Source organism: Shimia sp. R11_0 (assembly GCF_017744035.1).
Classification (GTDB): Bacteria; Pseudomonadota; Alphaproteobacteria; order Rhodobacterales; family Rhodobacteraceae; genus Shimia; species Shimia marina.
The window spans coordinates 948,936-967,512 of record NZ_JAGHQY010000001.1; the positions used below are offsets into that span (position 1 = coordinate 948,936).

At 58.2% G+C, this 18,577-nt stretch carries 18 protein-coding genes and 1 tRNA gene; 14 read left to right on the plus strand and 5 right to left on the minus strand.

The window, feature by feature from the left end; all coding sequences use genetic code 11:
• Positions 1-5: 5 nt before the first annotated feature.
• The 10 genes from J7382_RS04450 (at position 6) to J7382_RS04500 (ending at position 10,562) form a co-directional block, all read left to right on the plus strand.
• Positions 6-1,388, plus strand: coding sequence for a trypsin-like peptidase domain-containing protein (locus J7382_RS04450; protein ID WP_209067481.1), 1,383 nt, complete (start codon positions 6-8; stop codon positions 1,386-1,388).
• An 11-nt stretch (positions 1,389-1,399) separates the two neighbouring features.
• Positions 1,400-2,722 carry a replication-associated recombination protein A gene (locus tag J7382_RS04455; protein WP_209067484.1) on the plus strand — a complete coding sequence of 441 codons (1,323 nt, stop codon included), beginning with the start codon at positions 1,400-1,402 and terminating at the stop codon, positions 2,720-2,722.
• Between the two features lie 114 nt (positions 2,723-2,836).
• The gene (crcB, locus tag J7382_RS04460; protein WP_209067487.1) at positions 2,837-3,226 is read left to right on the plus strand and encodes a fluoride efflux transporter CrcB; all 390 of its coding nucleotides are present in this window, start codon (positions 2,837-2,839) and stop codon (positions 3,224-3,226) included.
• Positions 3,223-4,269 (plus strand): RluA family pseudouridine synthase, encoded by a 1,047-nt coding sequence (locus tag J7382_RS04465; RefSeq protein WP_209067489.1) that lies wholly within the window; start codon positions 3,223-3,225, stop codon positions 4,267-4,269. Before crcB ends, J7382_RS04465 begins: the two co-directional genes overlap by 4 nt.
• Positions 4,270-4,347: 78 nt before the next feature.
• Positions 4,348-5,022 (plus strand): HAD-IA family hydrolase, encoded by a 675-nt coding sequence (locus tag J7382_RS04470; RefSeq protein WP_209067490.1) that lies wholly within the window; start codon positions 4,348-4,350, stop codon positions 5,020-5,022.
• Positions 5,022-5,732 (plus strand): ATP12 family protein, encoded by a 711-nt coding sequence (locus J7382_RS04475; RefSeq protein WP_209067492.1) that lies wholly within the window; start codon positions 5,022-5,024, stop codon positions 5,730-5,732. Before J7382_RS04470 ends, J7382_RS04475 begins: the two co-directional genes overlap by 1 nt.
• A 199-nt stretch (positions 5,733-5,931) precedes the next feature.
• A complete protein-coding gene (locus tag J7382_RS04480; RefSeq protein ID WP_209067494.1) occupies positions 5,932-6,948 on the plus strand; it encodes an amino acid ABC transporter substrate-binding protein in 1,017 nt (338 codons plus the stop codon).
• A gap of 123 nt (positions 6,949-7,071) precedes the next feature.
• Positions 7,072-8,304, plus strand: coding sequence for an ABC transporter permease subunit (locus J7382_RS04485; RefSeq protein WP_209067496.1), 1,233 nt, complete (start codon positions 7,072-7,074; stop codon positions 8,302-8,304).
• A 3-nt stretch (positions 8,305-8,307) separates the two neighbouring features.
• Positions 8,308-9,756: an amino acid ABC transporter permease gene (locus J7382_RS19910; protein ID WP_247744795.1), complete on the plus strand. Its 1,449-nt coding sequence runs from the start codon at positions 8,308-8,310 to the stop codon at positions 9,754-9,756.
• A 14-nt stretch (positions 9,757-9,770) separates the two neighbouring features.
• Complete coding sequence (locus J7382_RS04500) at positions 9,771-10,562, plus strand: amino acid ABC transporter ATP-binding protein (protein ID WP_058238317.1); 792 nt, start codon at positions 9,771-9,773, stop codon at positions 10,560-10,562.
• Positions 10,563-10,634: 72 nt separating this feature from the next.
• On the opposite strand, the gene J7382_RS04505 is transcribed toward J7382_RS04500, so the two are convergent.
• The 5 genes from J7382_RS04505 to rpmH form a co-directional block, all read right to left on the minus strand.
• On the minus strand, positions 10,635-11,135 hold the full coding sequence (locus J7382_RS04505) for a histidine phosphatase family protein (protein WP_209067500.1): 501 nt from the start codon (positions 11,133-11,135) through the stop codon (positions 10,635-10,637).
• A complete protein-coding gene (locus J7382_RS04510; RefSeq protein ID WP_209067504.1) occupies positions 11,132-11,758 on the minus strand; it encodes a ferredoxin in 627 nt (208 codons plus the stop codon). The genes J7382_RS04505 and J7382_RS04510 overlap by 4 nt, the downstream gene beginning before the upstream one ends.
• 93 nt (positions 11,759-11,851) lie before the next feature.
• A complete protein-coding gene (argB, locus tag J7382_RS04515) occupies positions 11,852-12,715 on the minus strand; it encodes an acetylglutamate kinase (protein ID WP_209067505.1) in 864 nt (287 codons plus the stop codon).
• 257 nt (positions 12,716-12,972) lie between these two features.
• Positions 12,973-13,422: a ribonuclease P protein component gene (rnpA, locus tag J7382_RS04520; protein WP_209067506.1), complete on the minus strand. Its 450-nt coding sequence runs from the start codon at positions 13,420-13,422 to the stop codon at positions 12,973-12,975.
• A gap of 32 nt (positions 13,423-13,454) precedes the next feature.
• A complete protein-coding gene (gene rpmH, locus J7382_RS04525; protein WP_005980833.1) occupies positions 13,455-13,589 on the minus strand; it encodes a 50S ribosomal protein L34 in 135 nt (44 codons plus the stop codon).
• Positions 13,590-13,999: 410 nt separating this feature from the next.
• Here rpmH and J7382_RS04530 point away from each other — a divergent pair, with 410 nt between their 5' ends.
• From J7382_RS04530 to J7382_RS04545, 4 genes are all read left to right on the plus strand, one after another.
• Positions 14,000-14,740, plus strand: coding sequence for a TVP38/TMEM64 family protein (locus J7382_RS04530; protein WP_058238334.1), 741 nt, complete (start codon positions 14,000-14,002; stop codon positions 14,738-14,740).
• 3 nt (positions 14,741-14,743) lie between these two features.
• The gene (locus tag J7382_RS04535) at positions 14,744-16,162 is read left to right on the plus strand and encodes an FAD-dependent oxidoreductase (protein WP_209067507.1); all 1,419 of its coding nucleotides are present in this window, start codon (positions 14,744-14,746) and stop codon (positions 16,160-16,162) included.
• Positions 16,163-16,181: 19 nt separating this feature from the next.
• A complete protein-coding gene (locus tag J7382_RS04540) occupies positions 16,182-17,570 on the plus strand; it encodes a HAMP domain-containing sensor histidine kinase (protein ID WP_209067508.1) in 1,389 nt (462 codons plus the stop codon).
• 62 nt (positions 17,571-17,632) lie between these two features.
• Positions 17,633-17,709 (plus strand) — tRNA-Arg (locus J7382_RS04545).
• Positions 17,710-18,577: the final 868 nt, after the last annotated feature.

Genomic DNA, 18,577 nt, shown 5'->3' on the forward strand with positions numbered 1-18,577 from the left:
TTTGCATGATCCGTTCTGCGTTGATCGCCTGTGTTCTGGCGGTGGCGACACCGCTGATGGCGGAGACAAAAATTCCGCAATCACAGGCGGAAATTTCCCTTGGGTTTGCGCCTCTGGTGAAAGAAGCGGCCCCGGCGGTGGTGAATATCTTTGCCAAGCAGATTGTACAGGTGCGTCAGAGTCCCTTCACAGGGGATCCGTTTTTTGACCAATTCTTCCGGGGCTTTGGCAATAGCCAGCCGCGAGTGGAAAACTCGTTGGGTTCTGGTGTGATCCTGTCAGAGGATGGCATCGTCGTGTCCAACTATCATGTGGTGGGCATGTCGACGGATATTCGGGTGCAGCTCAATGATCGGACGGAATACACCGCCGAAGTGCTGTTGTCGGATGAAGAGAGCGATCTGGCCATTCTGAAGCTGAAGGATGCGGAGGGCCTGCCGTTTCTCACATTGCGTGACAGCGACAATGTCGATGTGGGCGAGTTGGTGATGGCGATTGGCAACCCTTTTGGGGTTGGGCAGACCGTGACCAGTGGGATTGTCTCCGGTCTGGCGCGCTCCGGCGTGGCGACGGGCAATGCGCGTGGCTATTTCATTCAGACCGATGCGGCGATCAACCCGGGCAATTCTGGCGGCGCACTGATTGACGTCAACGGTGATCTGATTGGCATCAACACCTCTATTCTGACGCGTTCCGGTGGCTCGAATGGGATCGGTTTTGCGATCCCCGCGCGGCTTGTGGCGCAATTTGTCGAGCAGGCTCGCAGCGGCTTTGAGAGTTTTCAGCGGCCTTGGGCGGGCATGTTTGGTCAGCCCGTGGATGCGGATATGGCCGAAGGGCTGGGCCTGCGGCGGGCGGGCGGCATTGTGGTCTCCGCGCTGCATGATGCGAGTCCCTTTCTGGCCGCAGGAATGGAGCCGGGTGATGTGATTGTGGCGCTCGATGGTTTGCCGGTGAACACGCCTGCGGAGATGATTTTTCGCATGTCTGTGGCAGGGCTTGGCAGTGATGTGAGTGTGGACATGGTGCGGGATGGCGAGGTGCAAACGCGGGTGGTGAATATGGCTGTTGCGCCTGACACGCCTGCGCGGGAGACGGTGGAGACTGGACGGCGGTCAGCTATTCCCGGGATGGTGATGTCCAATATCAACCCGGCGGTGCTGGGAGAATTTGGTCTGCCGCTGAACCTTGAAGGCGTGGTGGTTGAGACGCCCGGCGATGTGGGCGCGCGTCTGGGCCTTGGCCCTGGGGATGTGCTGCGTGAAATTGACGGCACGCCGATTATGACAACAAAAGACGCCGAAAAAGCGCTGCGCGATGCGCGCAAGCGGCTGACTTTGGAAGTGCAGCGCGGCACCCAGCGCGTTGTCATGCGGTTTAGACTGTAAGGACCGGCGGTATGGCGGATCTGTTTGATAGCCCCTCTGCGGAAAGTGGTGCGGCGGCACAAGGTGAAGCGCCCCGGCCGCTGGCCGATCGACTGCGCCCAAAGGCTTTGGGAGAGGTGATCGGCCAGCAGCAGGTTCTGGGCGCGGAGGCGCCTTTGGGGGTGATGCTGTCGTCAGGCTCGCTCAGCTCGCTGGTTTTCTGGGGACCGCCGGGTGTGGGGAAGACCACGATTGCCCGGCTGCTGGCGGATGAGACGGATCTGCATTTTGTGCAGATCAGTGCGATTTTCACCGGTGTGCCGGAGCTGCGCAAAGTCTTTGAAGCGGCCAAGCTGCGGCGTGCCAATGGCAAAGGCACGCTGTTGTTTGTGGATGAAATCCACCGCTTCAACAAAGCCCAGCAGGATGGGTTTTTGCCCTATATGGAAGATGGCACCATTCTTCTGGTGGGGGCCACAACGGAGAACCCGTCTTTTGAGTTGAATGCGGCGGTGCTCTCTCGTGCACAGGTTCTTGTGCTGGAGCGGCTGTCGCTGGCCGATCTGGAGCATCTCGCACAGCGCGCGGAACAAGAGGTTGGCAAAGGGCTGCCACTGGATGGCATGGCGCGCGAGGCGCTTTTGGAAATGGCGGATGGCGATGGCCGTGCCTTGCTCAATCTGATTGAACAGGTCATGGCCTGGTCGGTGCCGGGGAAGCTCGACAGCGATGCGCTGGCGACGCGGCTGATGCGGCGGGCGGCGAAATACGACAAATCTGGCGATGAGCATTACAACCTGATTTCTGCATTGCATAAATCTGTGCGTGGCTCAGACCCGGAGGCAGCGCTTTATTGGTATGCGCGCATGCTGGAAGGGGGCGAAGATCCGCGCTTTCTGGCGCGGCGGATCACCCGTATGGCCTGTGAAGATATCGCTTTGGCTGATCCGCAGGCGCAGGGGATCTGTCTGAATGCCTGGGAGACCTATGAGCGGCTGGGCAGTCCGGAAGGCGAGTTGGCGCTGGCGCAGGCTGTGATTTATCTCGCGCTCGCTCCCAAGACCAACGCAGGCTATGCAGCCTATAAGGCGGCGCGGGCCTTGGCCAAGAAAACCGGATCAGAGCCGCCGCCCAAACATATTCTGAACGCGCCGACCTCTCTGATGGCGGATCAGGGTTATGGCGAGGGCTATCAATATGACCATGACGCAGAAGACGGGTTTTCCGGGCAGAACTATTTCCCGGAAGGGATCAAACGCCCGGTGCTCTATACGCCGGTGGAACGTGGCTATGAGCGCGAGCTGAAACGGCGCATGGAGTATTTCGCGAAACTGCGCAGCAAGCGGCAGGGCTGAGGAGGGGGCAGCCCCTCCGGCACAGCGGTGCTGTGCCTCCTCCCAGGGATATTTGAGGCCAAATGAAGCCGGGGTTTTCTTGACATTGCGGGGCAAAGCGCACAGAGACGCTGGATGATTTTGAACCTTGTATATGTGGCCTTGGGCGGTGCGTTGGGCGCCGCGTTGCGCTATCTTGTCGGGATAGGTGTGATACGGCTTGTCGGGCAGGGGCTCTGGCAAGGGTTTCCGCTGGCGATCGTAACGGTGAATGTGGTGGGCTCTTTTCTGATGGGCGCTTTTGTGGTGCTGGCTGCACAGCGTGGGCTGACGCATTTGTCCCCTTTGATCATGACCGGGCTGCTTGGCGGGTTTACGACGTTTTCGGCGTTCTCGCTGGAAACGGTGACTTTGATGGAGCGCGGTGCCTATGGGACTGCGATGCTCTATGTAGGGCTGTCCGTGGCGGGCGCGGTGGGCGCGCTGATGCTGGGGATGGTTGTGACACGAGGGATTTTGGCATGAGCCGAGTACAGACTGTGACCGTGGATGTGGGTGAAGGAGACCAGCGGTTGGACCGGTGGTTCAAGCGGCGCTTTCCGCATGTGGGGCAGGGGCAGATTGAAAAGATGTGCCGCAAGGGCGAAATCCGTGTGGATGGAGGCCGGGTCAAGGCCAACAGCCGCGTGCAGGAGGGGCAATCTGTGCGGGTGCCGCCTCTGCCGGCACCGGGAGAGAAGCCAGCGATGCCTGCCAAGCCCAAGGTCTCTGCTGCGGATGAAAAGCTGATCCAGAGCTGTGTGATCTATCGCGATGATCAGATCATTGCGCTCAACAAACCTCCGGGACTGCCGACGCAGGGGGGCAGTAAACAGACCCGTCATGTGGATGGGCTTGCAGAGGCGCTGCGGTTTGGCTGTGAGGAGAAGCCGCGTCTGGTGCATCGTCTGGACAAGGACACCTCTGGGATTTTGTTGCTGGCGCGCACGCGGGCGGTGGCGCAGGCGCTGACCGAGGCGATCCGGCACAAGCAGACCCGTAAAATCTACTGGGCTGTGGTGGCAGGTGTCCCAACGCCTTATCTGGGCGAGATAAAATATGGTCTGGTCAAGGCCGCTGGCCATGGTGCGCGGGGCGAAGGCGAGAAGATGATTGCTGTGCATCCGCGTGAGGTGGATCGCATACCGGGTGCCAAGCGGGCGATCACGCAATATGCAACGCTTTACCGTGTGGCCGGGCGGGCGGCCTGGGTTGCGATGGAACCGATCACCGGGCGCACCCATCAGTTGCGGGCCCATATGGCTGAAATTGGCCATCCGATTGTGGGCGATGGCAAATATGGTGGTTCGGGGCAAGAGAACCTTGGAGATGGCTGGGGGGCCAAGCTTGGCGGGATCATTTCCAACAAGCTGCATCTGCATGCGCGCTCGATGTCCTTTGAACATCCGGTGACACGCAAAGAGGTGACGGTCACCGCGGGCCTGCCTGAGCATATGAAGCTGACCTGGGATACCTTTGGCTGGACCGAGGATCTGGCGGCGGAGGATCCGTTTGAGAGCCTGCGCTAGACGCGGTGATGGTGGCGTTTGTTGTGCGACCTCAGCGGTTCTGAGGGGCGCTGCGCGGCGGGGGCATGAGGTGATGAGATGCGGCTGAAACTGGTTATCTTTGATGTCGATGGCACGTTGGTGGACAGTCAGGGTCTGATTGTGGAAGCCATGGATCTGGCTTTTGCGGCGGAAGGGCTGACACCGCCTGCGCGGCAAGCGACATTGGGCATTGTCGGGCTGTCGTTGGATGCGGCGATCTTCAAGCTCTATCCCGAAGGGGCGCCGGATCTGCGGGCGCGTTTGGTTGAGGGCTACAAGGTGGGCTATATGCAGCGCCGTGGGGCTTTGGGGGTGGCGCAGTCCTCTCCGTTTTTTGAGGGCGCGCGCGAGACGTTGATGCGCTTGAATACCCGCGAAGATGTTGTGTTGGGCGTGGCCACTGGCAAATCCCGGCGTGGTCTGGACAAGCTGATTGAGGGCCATGATCTGAAAGGAGTTTTTGTGACCACGCAGGTGTCAGACGATCATCCTTCCAAACCCCATCCCTCTATGATTGAGACTGCGCTGGCGGAAGCTGGTGTTGCGACGCAGGACGCGGTGATGATTGGCGACACCAGTTATGACATGGATATGGCAGCAGCGGCCGGTGTGACGGGCATTGGTGTGGATTGGGGCTATCACCCCAACGCAGAGCTGCGCGCGGCACAGAAAATTGTGGCAAGCTTTCAAGAGCTTGAGGACACATTGACGGGCATTTGGGAGCATCACTGATGAGCGGTTGGGCAAAGAAACGGTTTTGGAAAGAGACCAGCTGGCAGGCGGTTGACGGAGGCTTCGGCGTTTTCCTTGATGGGCGCGCGGTGAAAACCCCCGCCAAAGCGGCGTTGGTTGTGCCAACCGAGGCCATGGCGCAAGCCATGGCGGCGGAGTGGGAGGCACAAGAGGGCGAGATTGACCCAACGACGATGCCGGTGACACGCGCAGCCAACGCAGCGATTGACAAAGTTGCCGTCCAGCATGCGGAAGTTGCTGATATGTTGGCCGAATATGGCGGTAGTGATCTGTTGTGCTACCGCGCGACCTCCCCGGCGGAATTGATTGCGCGACAGGCGAAGGCCTGGGATCCGCTTTTGCTCTGGGCCGCAGAAGAACTGGGCGCGCAGTTGACCTCTGTTGCTGGGGTGATGTTTCAACCCCAAGACGAAGGTGCGCTGGAGCTGTTGCGCCAAGAGGTGCATGGCTTTGATAACTTTGAACTCGCGGCCTTTCACGATCTCGTGGGGATCTCCGGTTCGCTGATCCTCGGATTCGCTGCAGCCCGTGATTTTATGGATATTGACGCGCTTTGGGAGCTGTCGCGTGTGGATGAGCGCTGGCAAGAAGAGCAGTGGGGTCGCGACGAAGAGGCTGCGGTTGAGGCAGGTAAGAAATTCGAAGCATTCACAAATGCTTATGCCTTTTTCAAAATGGCCAAAACCTAATCAAACATTGTGCCCGGAAGCGTGCTCAGGCCTTTTGAGGCGGCATTGATTGTATTCCGTGATGGGCCTCTTGACGTTTGGCGATGAATGGGATCACACTGCCCTTGATGTGAGGGGGGTGTTGTCTCTGAGCATCTATCTACGGCCGGGAGTGGCCTAAAACCACCTTCAAAGGGTGGGTAAACAGGAAGAGGTAAAAATGAAAAAATCCGTAGTTTTTGGTGCGTTGACTGTCGCGGGCCTGGCGGCCGGTGCAGCTGCCGCTGGCACGCTGGATGACGTGAAAGCACGCGGCAAGCTGAACTGTGGTGTGACCACCGGTCTGGTTGGCTTTGCAGCACCTGACGCCAATGGCGAGTGGGGCGGCTTTGATGTCGGCATCTGCCGCGCGGTTGCTGCTGCTGTGCTGGGAGACCCAAAAGCGGTTGAGTTTGTTCCAACCACCGGTAAGACCCGCTTCACTGCGCTGGCCTCCGGCGAGATTGACATGCTGGCCCGCAACACCACCTGGACCTTTAGCCGCGACGTTGACCTGAAGTTCACCTTCGTTGGCGTGAACTACTATGACGGTCAGGGCTTCATGGTGCCAAAAGAGCTGGGCGTGTCCTCCGCGAAGGAACTGGACGGCGCGACCGTATGTATCCAGACCGGCACCACCACAGAGCTGAACCTGGCGGACTTCTTCCGCTCCAACAACATCAGCTATGAGCCGGTACCAGTAGAAACCAACGCTGAATCTCAGCAGCAGTACCTGTCTGGCGCATGTGACGTGTATACCACCGACGCATCCGGCCTTGCGGCGACACGTGCGACTTTCGAAGATCCATCGGCGCATATCCTGCTGCCAGAAATCATCTCCAAAGAGCCTCTCGGCCCGCTGGTACGTCATGGCGACGACAACTGGGGTGACGTGGTACGCTGGTCTCTGAATGCTCTGATTACTGCAGAAGAACTGGGTGTGACTTCCGCGAACATCGGTGAGATGGCCGCAGGCACCAACAACCCTGAAGTGAACCGTCTGCTGGGCACCGAAGGCACTCTGGGTGAGATGCTGGGTCTGGACGCTGACTGGGCGAAGAAAGCCATCATGGCTGGCGGCAACTACGGTGAGCTGTTTGAAGGCAACATCGGTGAATCCACTCCGATCGGTCTGGCCCGTGGCCTGAACGCTCAGTGGACAGATGGCGGCCTGATCTACTCCCCGCCCTTCCGCTAAACACATCACGGAAAGGGCGCGGGACACTCCGCGCCCTTTTCGCTTTTATGACCCAACAACAATAATCGGCCATGGCGCATTGAGACGTCGCATAAAAAGGCCGACGAACGGGGAAGATCCTATATGACCAATTTGACCGACCCTCCTAGGGAGTCGTTCCGGCTATCTATGCTCCTCAATGACACCCGGTATCGCAGCCTCACTTTTCAGGCGATCGCAGCGATTGTGCTTGCGCTTGCGATCTGGGAACTGGGGGGCAACCTGGCTCAGAACCTGCGTGCTGCTGGTCTCAACATTTCTTTGAACTTCATGTCTGACCCTGCAGGGTATGACATTAACCAGAGATTGATAGAGTACGACAGCCAATCTTCACATGCGCGCGCTGCGCTTGTTGGAATTTTGAACACGCTGCTGGTCGCCTTTTTGGCTTGTGTCACGGCAACGGTGTTTGGCGTGATCGCCGGTGTGCTGCGTCTGTCCAACAACTGGCTTGTGTCCAAGGTGATGGCGTTTTACGTCGAAATCTTCCGCAACATTCCTGTGCTGATCTGGATTTTGATTATCTACACGATCATGACATCGGTGATGCCGGGGCCGCGCGCCTTCCGCGGGGATAACGCCACCTCAAGCATGCTGTTTGACATGTTCGCGTTCACCAACCGTGGGATCTACATTCCCATGCCTTGGTTTGAGAGCGGCATTTTTGGCAACCCAACACTGAATTGGCTTCTGGTCATCGCGGGTTTGATCGGCTCCTGGATTGGTGCCCGGAGCGTGACCCGCTGGGCGAACCAGAAACAGGAGATGACAGGGCAGCGACCAAACACATTGTGGATCAAGCTGGCAATTTGGCTGGTGCCATTTGTGCTGCTCATGGTGATTATGGGCCTGTCTTGGGAAATCCCCGCGCTGAAGGGCTTCAACTTTAAGGGCGGTATCAAGATTGGTGGTCCATTGATCGCGCTGTGGTTCGCGTTGTCGATCTACACCGGTGCCTTCATCGCCGAGAACGTCCGTGCGGGTATTCAGGCGGTTTCTAAAGGCCAGACCGAGGCGGCTGCCGCTTTGGGTTTGCGTGCCAATCGCGTGATGAACCTCGTGATCTTGCCACAGGCACTGCGTGTGATCATTCCGCCGTTGATTTCCAACTATCTCAACATCACCAAGAATACCTCTCTGGCCATTCTGGTGGGCTATGCGGATATCACGGCGACTTTGGGGGGCATCACGCTCAACCAAACGGGGCGCGCCATTGAGTGTGTGCTTTTGCTGATGCTGTTCTATCTCACGGCCTCTCTGCTGATTTCGATGGCGATGAACATCTACAATTCTTCTGTGAAACTGAAGGAGCGCTGAGACATGTCTGACTCTCAAAACAACTCTGTCGCTTTTGTCGCCACAGAAGTGATCCCACAAAGCCCGCCGCCTGCGCGCGAAACGGGTGTGGTCAAATGGCTGCGCGAAAACCTGTTTTCCAGCGTGACCAATGGTGTGCTGACCGTTGTGGCGCTGTATCTGATCTATCTGGTGCTGGCGGCGACCCTGCCGTGGATTTTCAACGGGATCTGGACAACCAGCTCTCTGTCGGAATGTCGCGAGGTTTTGCAGGGCAAAACGGGGGCGTGTTTTTCTGTTCTGACCGAGCGGTGGCATCAGCTGATTTACGGTTTCAAATATCCGGCTGACGCCTATTGGCGCCCGAATCTGGCCTTTGTGCTGATGCTGGTGGCGATTGCGCCTGTGCTGTTCTTTGATCTGCCGCGCAAATTACTGATCGTCACCGCTGTCTATCCCTTTGTGGCCTTTTGGCTGATTTGGGGGGGGAGCATGTGGGTACCGGTGACCGTTTTTGTGGCCTTAGCTCTGGCCTATTCCGCTTATGCTGTATTGGCAAAAGAGAGTTTCGCAATGAGCGCTTTCGCTTTCGTTGGCGTTGTCATTGTTCTCCTGATGAACCCACTTTCATGGCTTTTGTCGTTGGCCGGGACTATGCTGAGTTTGTTCACGGTTGAGCCAATTGTTGTAGATGTGACCTTTCGGACCTCGGTCGTTGTTGGGGGAGAGGAAACACAATCTGCGTTTCTGTTGAGTAACGTGTTTCCCCTAATACAGTACCCACAAGAGTTTTTGGATTGGGCATTGCCTGTTTCTTTGCCTGCGGTGCCATCGCGTGATCTTGGTGGGTTCATGTTGAACCTGATGCTGGGGGTGACCTGTGTGTCGCTGTCCATTCCGCTGGGCATTGCGCTTGCGCTGGGGCGCCAGTCAGACATGCCTCTGATCAAGGGGATCTGCGTGGTCTTTATCGAGTTCATTCGTGGTGTGCCTCTGATCACACTGCTGTTTGTGGCTTCGGTGATGCTGGCCTATTTCTTCCCACCAGAGAGCACAGTCGATCTGTTCCTGCGTGTGGTGATTATGATCACCATGTTCTCCGCAGCTTATATCGCTGAGGTGATCCGCGGCGGGCTCGCAGCGCTTCCGAAAGGACAATATGAGGCCGCAGACAGCCTTGGTCTGGATTACCCACAAGCCATGCGGCTGATCATTCTGCCACAAGCGTTGAAGATTTCCATTCCGGGCATCGTGAACGTGGCCGTTGGCCTGTTCAAGGATACGACGCTCGTGTCGGTGATCTCCATGTTTGATCTGATTGGTATGATCCGTGGCCCCATCCTCGCCTCCACTGAGTGGAACGGCGTGTATTGGGAGCTTTTCGGATTTGCCGCGCTTCTGTTCTTTGTCGTCTGCTACGGCATTTCTCAATATTCCCAGTGGCTTGAGCGCAAGCTGCACAAAGGCCACTAAGAAGGAGTTCACCTATGTCTGAACTTATGTCTGACCGCGCAATCGACCGCTCCAAAATGCAGGTGAGCGATCAGGTTGCGATCCAAATCTCTAACATGAACAAGTGGTACGGGTCGTTCCACGTGTTGCGCGACATCAACCTGACCGTCAATGAAGGTGAGCGTATTGTGATTGCGGGGCCGTCTGGCTCCGGCAAATCCACGCTGATCCGCTGTATCAACCGTCTGGAAGAACACCAGTCGGGCGATATCGTCGTGGATGGTACTGAGCTGACCAGCGATCTGAAAAACATCGATAAGATCCGCTCAGAAGTTGGCATGTGCTTTCAGCACTTTAACCTCTTCCCGCATCTGACGATTTTGGAAAACTGTACGCTGGCGCCGATTTGGGTGCGGAAAACACCCAAGAAGGAAGCCGAAGAAATTGCGATGCACTTCCTTGAGAAGGTGAAAATTCCGGATCAGGCTCTGAAGTATCCGGGCCAGCTTTCCGGTGGTCAGCAGCAGCGTGTGGCGATCGCGCGGTCGCTGTGCATGAAGCCGCGCATTATGCTGTTTGACGAGCCGACCTCTGCCCTTGACCCGGAGATGATCAAAGAGGTGCTCGACACAATGATCGAACTCGCCGAAGAGGGCATGACCATGCTCTGTGTGACCCACGAAATGGGCTTTGCCCGTCAGGTGGCGAACCGTGTGATCTTTATGGATCAGGGGCAGATCGTGGAACAGAACGAGCCGGAAGAGTTCTTCAACAATCCCAAGAGCGACCGGACCAAGCTGTTCCTCAGCCAGATCCTCGGCCACTGAGGCGCTTACGGCGATATATGAAAAGACAAAAGCCGCGATGGATGCATCGCGGCTTTTTCCTTTTACCAGATCTCATGCCAGCAGCTCGCGAGGGAGGGCAAAGGCTTGGATCTGTCCCGTGTGTGGTTGGATCTCTTGCCAGTGGGTACAATCAAAGTGAAACACCGTCGTCGCGCCGGTTGGGTAATCCTGAAAGCGGGGATGTTGTGGGGGCTTTGATGCAAGCTCTGCCGCGAAGCTGGCGATGCCCGGATTGTGTCCGATCATCAGCACCGTGCTGCCGGTGGCGGATTTCAGTAACTGCCACATCGTGTTTGGGGCGGCGAGGTAGAGGCGCTCTTCGAAGCGGGGCGCGGTATCAGGTGTCAGGGCGAGGCGATCAAGGGTTTCGCGGGTGCGTTCTGATGTGGAGCAGAGCACCTCGTCTGGCAGAAGGGCGTTGTCTTTCATCCATCCTCCCAGGGCTTTGGCAGAAGCGCGGCCGCGCTTGTTCAGGGGGCGGGCATGATCCGCCTGCCAAGGATCTGACCAACTTGATTTGGCGTGGCGCATCAGGATCAATATGCGGCTCATGGATGAAAGGCCCTCATGTGAAAGGCGGATTGCGCGTCGCTGCGGCCTGCGCCCTCAGACAGCGGACAGGCGCGCCGGGCGATGCAGCCGCGCGTCATGCAGGATTGGCCTGCTTCTGTATCCAGAAAGCTGTGGCATTTTTCGACATCATAGGCCGCGTCGGCGCGGAGCGCATTGACTGGGCAGGCGGTTGTGCAGGGCGCCGGGCATTGGGCGCAGGGGGAGGATTGCAGCACTGGCGTGGTGTCTGGCAAAGTTGCCTCAAACAGCAGAGCGCCGCGCAGCGAGATCATCATGCCAGCCGTGTCATGCACGAGCATGCCGACAGGGCTCTGGAAAAAGCGATTGCTGTCAAAGGCCCAGCGGATGAAGGGGGGAAAGGGCGGGCCGTCTGAAGGAAACTGTGCGGTCGCTCCAAGCGTTTGGGCGATGGCCCCGATCACACGTTTGGACCAGCGGTCCATCGGGTCAGGCAAGCCATCTTGGGCTTCCGCAGAGGCGCTGAAGATCGGCCAGAAATCGGGGGCCGTGCCCAGCAGAACAACCGCGCCTTTGTGAAGAGCCGTGCCCATGATGTGCAGCCCATGTGCATGGGCCAGTCTGTCGATCTCAGCAAGGTGCATGTCTACTCTTAACGGTGGTCTAGGGCCGTGAAGAGAGCCTGCCAGCTCGCGCCACCCCTGTCACCTTCGAAGATGGCGCGCTCGATAGAGGGGTCAGTCCTGTCGGATCAACGAGCCTGCGCCATGTTCGGTGAAGAGCTCCAGAAGGCAGGCATTCGGCGCACGGCCATCGAGGATGACCACAGCGCGCACGCCTTTGTCGATGGCGGCCAGTGCGGTCTCTGTCTTGGGAATCATGCCACCGGCAATGACGCCCTCTTCTGTAAGGTCTCGGATTTGTTGGGCTTTCAGCTCTGTCAGAACATCGCCATCGGCATTTTTGACGCCAGCCACATCTGTCAGCAGAAGCAGGCGGTCAGCAGCCAGAGCACCGGCAATGGCGCCTGCGGCGGTGTCGCCGTTGACGTTGAAGGTTTCGCCATTGCGGCCCGCCCCGAGGGGGGCGATCACCGGGATGGTGTCATTGGCGAAGAGCTCATGCAGAATCGCAGGGTTCATATCGGCAGGGGTGCCCACAAAGCCCAGATCCGGATTGGTCTGATCACAGACCATGAGATTGGCATCTTTGCCGGAGAGACCCACGGCCTTTCCGCCCTGACGGTTGATGGCCTGCACGATGCGTTTGTTGACCACACCGGAGAGCACCATTTCCACTACTTCCACCGTGGCGGCATCGGTCACCCGCTTGCCGTTCACAAAATCAGATTTGATTTCAAGGCGTTTGAGCATCGCATTGATCATCGGGCCACCGCCGTGCACGATCACGGGGTTGATGCCGACCTGACGCATCAGAACCACGTCGCGGGCAAAATCGTCCATCGCTTCGTCAGAGCCCATGGCGTGGCCGCCAAGCTTAATCACCACCGTCGCGCCGGTGTAGCGCTGAAGATATGGCAGGGCTTGGGACAGGGTACGGGCGGTGGCGATCCAATCGCGGTTCATCTCTTGTGTCTTCATCTTGGCTGACCTCTTTGACTGAGCCTGTTACCTGCTCTGCGCAGGAGTGCCAAGGCGCAATGGCGGATTGAAGCTCCAATTTGTGCGAAAGTGGTGAAATTAACCCGATTTGGAACATCTGTATTGCGTCTGTAATGCGTCGGTATCGCGGCGGTGCTCTTTTCAGAGGGCGCAAAACGTTAACGCGCCGACACAGCGCCCGACAGAAGCGGGCGCGCAGGGCTGTGACGGGCGCGAAAAATCGCAATTAAGGAAAGTTAGCGGGGCGTGCGCGGCGGCTTGGGCGCGTGCAGTTTGCGCAGCGCCCATTTGAGATCGCTTTGCAGGGCCAGAAGATCCCGCGCTGCGGTTTCATCTTTGCGCCCGATCAGAACGTAATCCCAGCCGGGTTTGCCGCAGGAGGGCAGCACGGCGCGGGCGACCTCGCGCATCCGGCGCTTGGCGCGGTTACGGGCCACGGCATTGCCGACCTTCTTGGAACAGGTGAAGCCCATGCGGATGACGGAGGGATCCACATCCTCGTCGTCGCGGCGTTTACGGGCCTGAATCATCATCGCCTTGGTGCCCTGTTTGCGGGCGCGGGCGGCGGCGAGGAAGGCACTGCGCTTTTTCAGCACATGCAATGTGTCATCTGCACAAAGAGAAACCGCCGGAGACGCTGTCCCGGGAGTGGCGGTGCCATCCATGGGGGTCTCCGGCGGTGTCATTTTTCAAACGGTCCCTTGGGACAGTCGCGCGCTTATGCGCTCAGCGACTTACGACCGCGTGCGCGGCGTGCGTTCAGGATCTTGCGACCAGCTTTGGTGGCCATGCGCGCACGGAAGCCGTGGCGGCGTTTACGAACCAGGTTCGAAGGTTGGTAGGTGCGTTTCATCGCTCCGTCTCCGTTACAAAGTGTGGAGGCGCCGGCAAGTCGATCAAGCGAAAGATTCGCGGAGCCTGTCTATTCGAAGCCCGGTCAATAGACGGGGCAGGGGGATAAGTCAAACGCCTGTTGGGGGTTTTTGCACAAAAAGGCAAGCGTAAGGTGCAAAAGACTGGATCCAGCGGCCCGAACGGCGGAATGGGGTCATATGTGGCTCAGATTTCCGGTGTTTCCCACGCCGGGGGCACAGTGCCAATGCCCGATATGTCACCTTGGCGCATTAATGTGCAGGGGTTTGTTACGACTCACATGGTTTTTCTCACAAAAGCTCGGCGGCTGATCAAGCGCGCGTGAGGTGCCTGTTGTTTTACCGGGGCGTAACGCATGTTGTGGGAAGAACGGGATAAATGGACGCGAAGATGGCTGACGTGACTGAGACCACCACAGAGAGCAAATCAAAATGGGCCCGCCTGTTGCCGCTGGCTGCTTTGGCCGTGGGAGCCGTGGTTGGGGCCTGGGCTTTGGGGGACTACCTGAATTTTGAGACGCTGCGCGACAATCGCGAGATGCTGATCGCCTATCGTGATGCCCATTATGGTCTGGCTGTGCTGGCCTTCATGTCGTTTTACGTGGTGATTGCTGGGTTCTCCTTGCCGGGGGCAACCATTGCCACACTGACGGGTGGCTTCCTCTTTGGGACTTTTCCGGGCGTGCTTTACAATGTGGGAGCTGCCACGATTGGCGCGACCTTGGTCTTTATGGCGGCCAGCTGGGGATTTGGCGAACGCATGTCTGCCAAACTTGATTCTGGCGAAGGGCGCATCAAAGCGCTCAAGCAGGGTATTGATGAAAATCAGTGGTCGATGCTCTTCATCATCCGGTTGGTGCCCGTGGTGCCCTTCTTTGTGGCCAATCTGATCCCGGCTTTGGTGGGTGTGCCTTTGTGGCGCTACGTTGTGTCGACCTTTGTGGGCATCATTCCCGGTGGACTGGTCTATACCTCCGTTGGTGCAGGTCTGGGCGAAGTCTTTGCCCGTGGTGAGACGCCTGATCTTGGCATTATTTTTGAGCCGCATGTGCTTTTGCCCATTCTGGGCCTGGCGGCGCTGGCATGTTTGCCAATTGTTTTGAAACGCATTCGCGGCAAAGAGGCGCTGTAACACATGGAACAGATCAAAACGGATTTGCTGGTGATTGGCGCTGGCTCTGGCGGCTTGTCTGTGGCCGCAGGCGCGGCACAGATGGGGGCAGATGTTGTCCTGCTGGAAGGCCATAAGATGGGCGGCGATTGCCTGAACTTTGGCTGTGTGCCCTCCAAAGCTCTGCTGGCCAGTGGCAAGGCGGCACATGGCATGACAAAGGCCGGGGTCTTTGGTGTGGCCGGGCAGGCACCGCAGGTCGATTACGCGGCGGCAAAGGCCCATGTCAAAGAGGTGATCGCCCAGATTGAGCCGATGGACAGTCAGGAGCGTTTTGAAGGCTTTGGTGTGCGGGTGATCCGGGACTATGGCAGCTTTATCAGCCCGTCGGTGGTGCAGGCTGGTGATCATCAGATCACGGCGCGCCGGGTGGTGATCGCCACCGGTTCCAGCCCGCTGGTGCCGCCGATTCCGGGTCTGGATCAGGTGCCTTATCTGACCAATGAAACGCTGTTTGATCTGACCGAGACGCCCGAACATCTGTTGATCATTGGCGGTGGCCCCATTGGTATGGAGATGGCGCAGGCGCATGTGCGGCTGGGCATCAAGGTCACGGTGATTGAAGGCGCCAAGGCGCTGGGGCGCGATGATCCGGAGATGGCGGCAATCGTGTTGGACCGGCTGCGCGGAGAGGGTGTTGAGATTGCAGAAGAGGCGCTGGCCAAGTCGATCACGCAAGAGGGCGGCGTGATCACGGTGGACACGCAGGATGGGCGCAGTTTTACAGGCTCCCATCTGCTGGTGGCCGTGGGACGTCGGGCCAATATGGACCGGCTGAACCTTGAAGCTGCGGGCATTGAAACCCACAAGACGGGCATCACCGTGGATGCGTCGATGAAGACCACAAACCGGCGGGTCTATGCGATTGGGGATGTGGCCGGTGGCGCGCAGTTTACCCATGTTGCGGGCTATCATGCGGGCGTGATTGTGCGCTCCGCACTGTTTGGTCTGCCGGCCAAGGCGCGCACAGATCATATTCCTTGCGCCACCTATACCGACCCGGAGCTGGCGCAGATTGGTCTCACCGAGGCGGAGGCGCGGGCGGAATATGGCGATAAGCTCACCGTGACGCGGTTTGAAAGCCACCACAACGACCGCCTGATTGCGGAGCGCAATGCCTATGGGCTGATCAAGGCGATGGTTGTCAAAGGCCGCCCGGTTGGAGTGTCGATTGTCGGGCCGCAGGCGGGGGAGCTTGTCAACCTCTGGGCGCTGGTGATTGCCAATAAGCTCAAGATGAGCGCGGTTGCGGGCATGGTTTCGCCCTATCCAACGGTGGGAGAAATCAACAAGCGGGTTGCAGGGGCCTATTTCTCGCCCCAACTGTTTGATAATCCTAAGGTCAAACGGGTGGTCGGCTTGATACAGCGCTGGCTGCCGTAACCAGAACGGTCAACCTATTATGCTCAATACGCTCTCAGGTCGGTTTTTGATCCTGACGGTCATCTTTGTGATGCTGGCGGAAGTCCTTATTTTTGTGCCCTCCGTGGCGCGCTATCGCGAAGACTATCTCTTGCTCAGGCTGGAGCGGGCGCAGATTGCCTCGCTGGCTTTGCTGGCGGACGATATGATCGACATGGATCTGGAGGAGGAGCTCCTCAAAAATGCGGGCGTGTACAACGTGGTGCTGCGGCGGGATGAAATGCGCCAGCTCATCCTGAGTTCTCCCATCCCGGAGCCGATCAGCGAGACCTATGACATGCGCGGGGCCACCGCGGGTGTGCTGATCAAAGATGCCATGATGCAGTTGTTTGACCGCAGCGAGCGTGTGGTGCGGGTGATTGGCGCGCCGGTGCAGGATGCCGGGTTGCTGATTGAGGTGACCATGGGCACGCAAGATCTTCGGGCGGCGATGATTGACTACGGCGTGCGGGTTCTGGCGCTGTCGGCTGTGATCTCGATCGTGACGGCGTTTTTGCTGTTTCTGGCGGTGCGGGCGATTCTGGTGCGGCCGATCAAGAGCGTGGTGAGCTATATGCAGAGCTATTCTGCGGCGCCGGAAGATGCGCGCAGCGTGATCACGCCGCGCTCTGGTGTCACGGAGCTGCGAGAGGCCGAGGAGGCTCTGTTGAAGCTTCAGACCGAGCTGACGGCGGCGCTGAAGCAAAAGGAGCGTCTGGCGCAGCTGGGCGGCGCTGTGGCCAAGGTGAGCCATGATCTGCGCAATATCCTGACCTCGGCGCAGCTGTTTACGGATCGCATCGAAAGCAGTGAGGACCCGCTGGTGGCGCGGCTTGCCCCCAAGCTGGTGAATTCGATCACCCGCGCGGTGAACCTCTGTGAGGGCACATTGGCCTTTGGTAAGGCAGAGGAGCCTGCGCCGACGCTCACCCGCTTTGCCATCGGGGAGATGGTGGCGGATGTGATCGCCAGCGAGCGTCTGGCGGTGGAAGACTATGATTTGAGCTTTGCCGAGGACATTCCCGCAGGGCTCGTGGTGCGGGCTGATCCGGAGCAGATGTATCGCGTGGTGTCCAATCTCGTGCGCAATGCACGCCAAGCCATTGTGGCCAGTGGCAAGCCCGGGGAGATCGCGGTTTCTGTCGGAGAATCAGAAGAGTGTTGGATGATTCTGGTGCGCGACACGGGACCGGGACTGCCACCCAAGGCGCAAGAGCACCTCTTCACGCCGTTTCAAGGTGGGATTCGCAAGGGTGGCACCGGTTTGGGGCTGGCAATCTCCTCAGAATTGGTGCGCGGCCATGGGGGTATTCTCAAATTGGCGCAGACCGATGCGACCGGAACAGCCTTTGAAATATGCCTTCCGAAGGGGGAAGTTTCGATAAAATGATTTTTCGTACTTTTTGCTCTTGCGCCCCCTGAGAGTTCACTTTAAACCGCCCCTCACACCGCGCTCTGGTAGCTCAGCTGGATAGAGTACTTGACTACGAATCAAGGGGTCGGGGGTTCGAATCCTCCCCAGAGCGCCACTATCTTCCTGTTGGACGTCACACCAACCTGACCCAACCGTCATAGTGCGACCAGATCTACATTGAATATTCGGCTCTGTAGCGCGCACGATGAAGTGCGCGTCTATCAACAAACACAGATCCTGAACTGTAGATCAGTTGCTGGAATTAAAAATGAGTTCCAACTTTTCTTGGGGCCGGGAGTGGTTCGCCGTGACTTTCGGCCTTTTCCCGACATCCAACGACCAACCCAGATGCTGCGGTTGCAGCCCGCTTTGAGGCCATTCGCTGCGGCAGCGAAATCTCAAGCCTCGCGAATGAGAAAGGGCGGACGAAGCGCCAATTCGCTGCGACCCAGCTTGACCGCATCGTGTGTCCGCTTTGCCCGGCAAAGCGACACTCTCAGACTTTGGAGTGATGAAAAATTCAAGCCTTCCAGAGCGATCGCCGGGCTGCCGAGGCAACCAGACAATCGCTCGTTCCAGCACCGGAACTTTGGTGTGTGCCCATTCGCTGCACAGGAAGAACGCATCTAGATACGCCCTTCAATAGCCGCTAGCGGGCTACCCCATTCGGGGTTGACGACGCGAGGCGCCGTTTATGCAGGCCGCTTTTTCCTCGCACCGTTGACGACGCGATAAAGTACCGTCATCAGTATCGGAAACCAGATAGGTTGCCCCATCGCGGCCAACATAAGAAGCCCAGCACATGTTGGAGTAGATTATGAGTATCCACTTCTCAACCGTTTTTTCTGGATTAGCCTAGGGTCAGGACCCATTGATTTCCGTTTGTCTGCGTGATTCACGGTTTGAAAATCGAGTGGTGACCATGTCTGATCTTTTCTGGCTGACGGATGCGCAGATGGCGCGTCTTGAACCTTTCTTCCCCA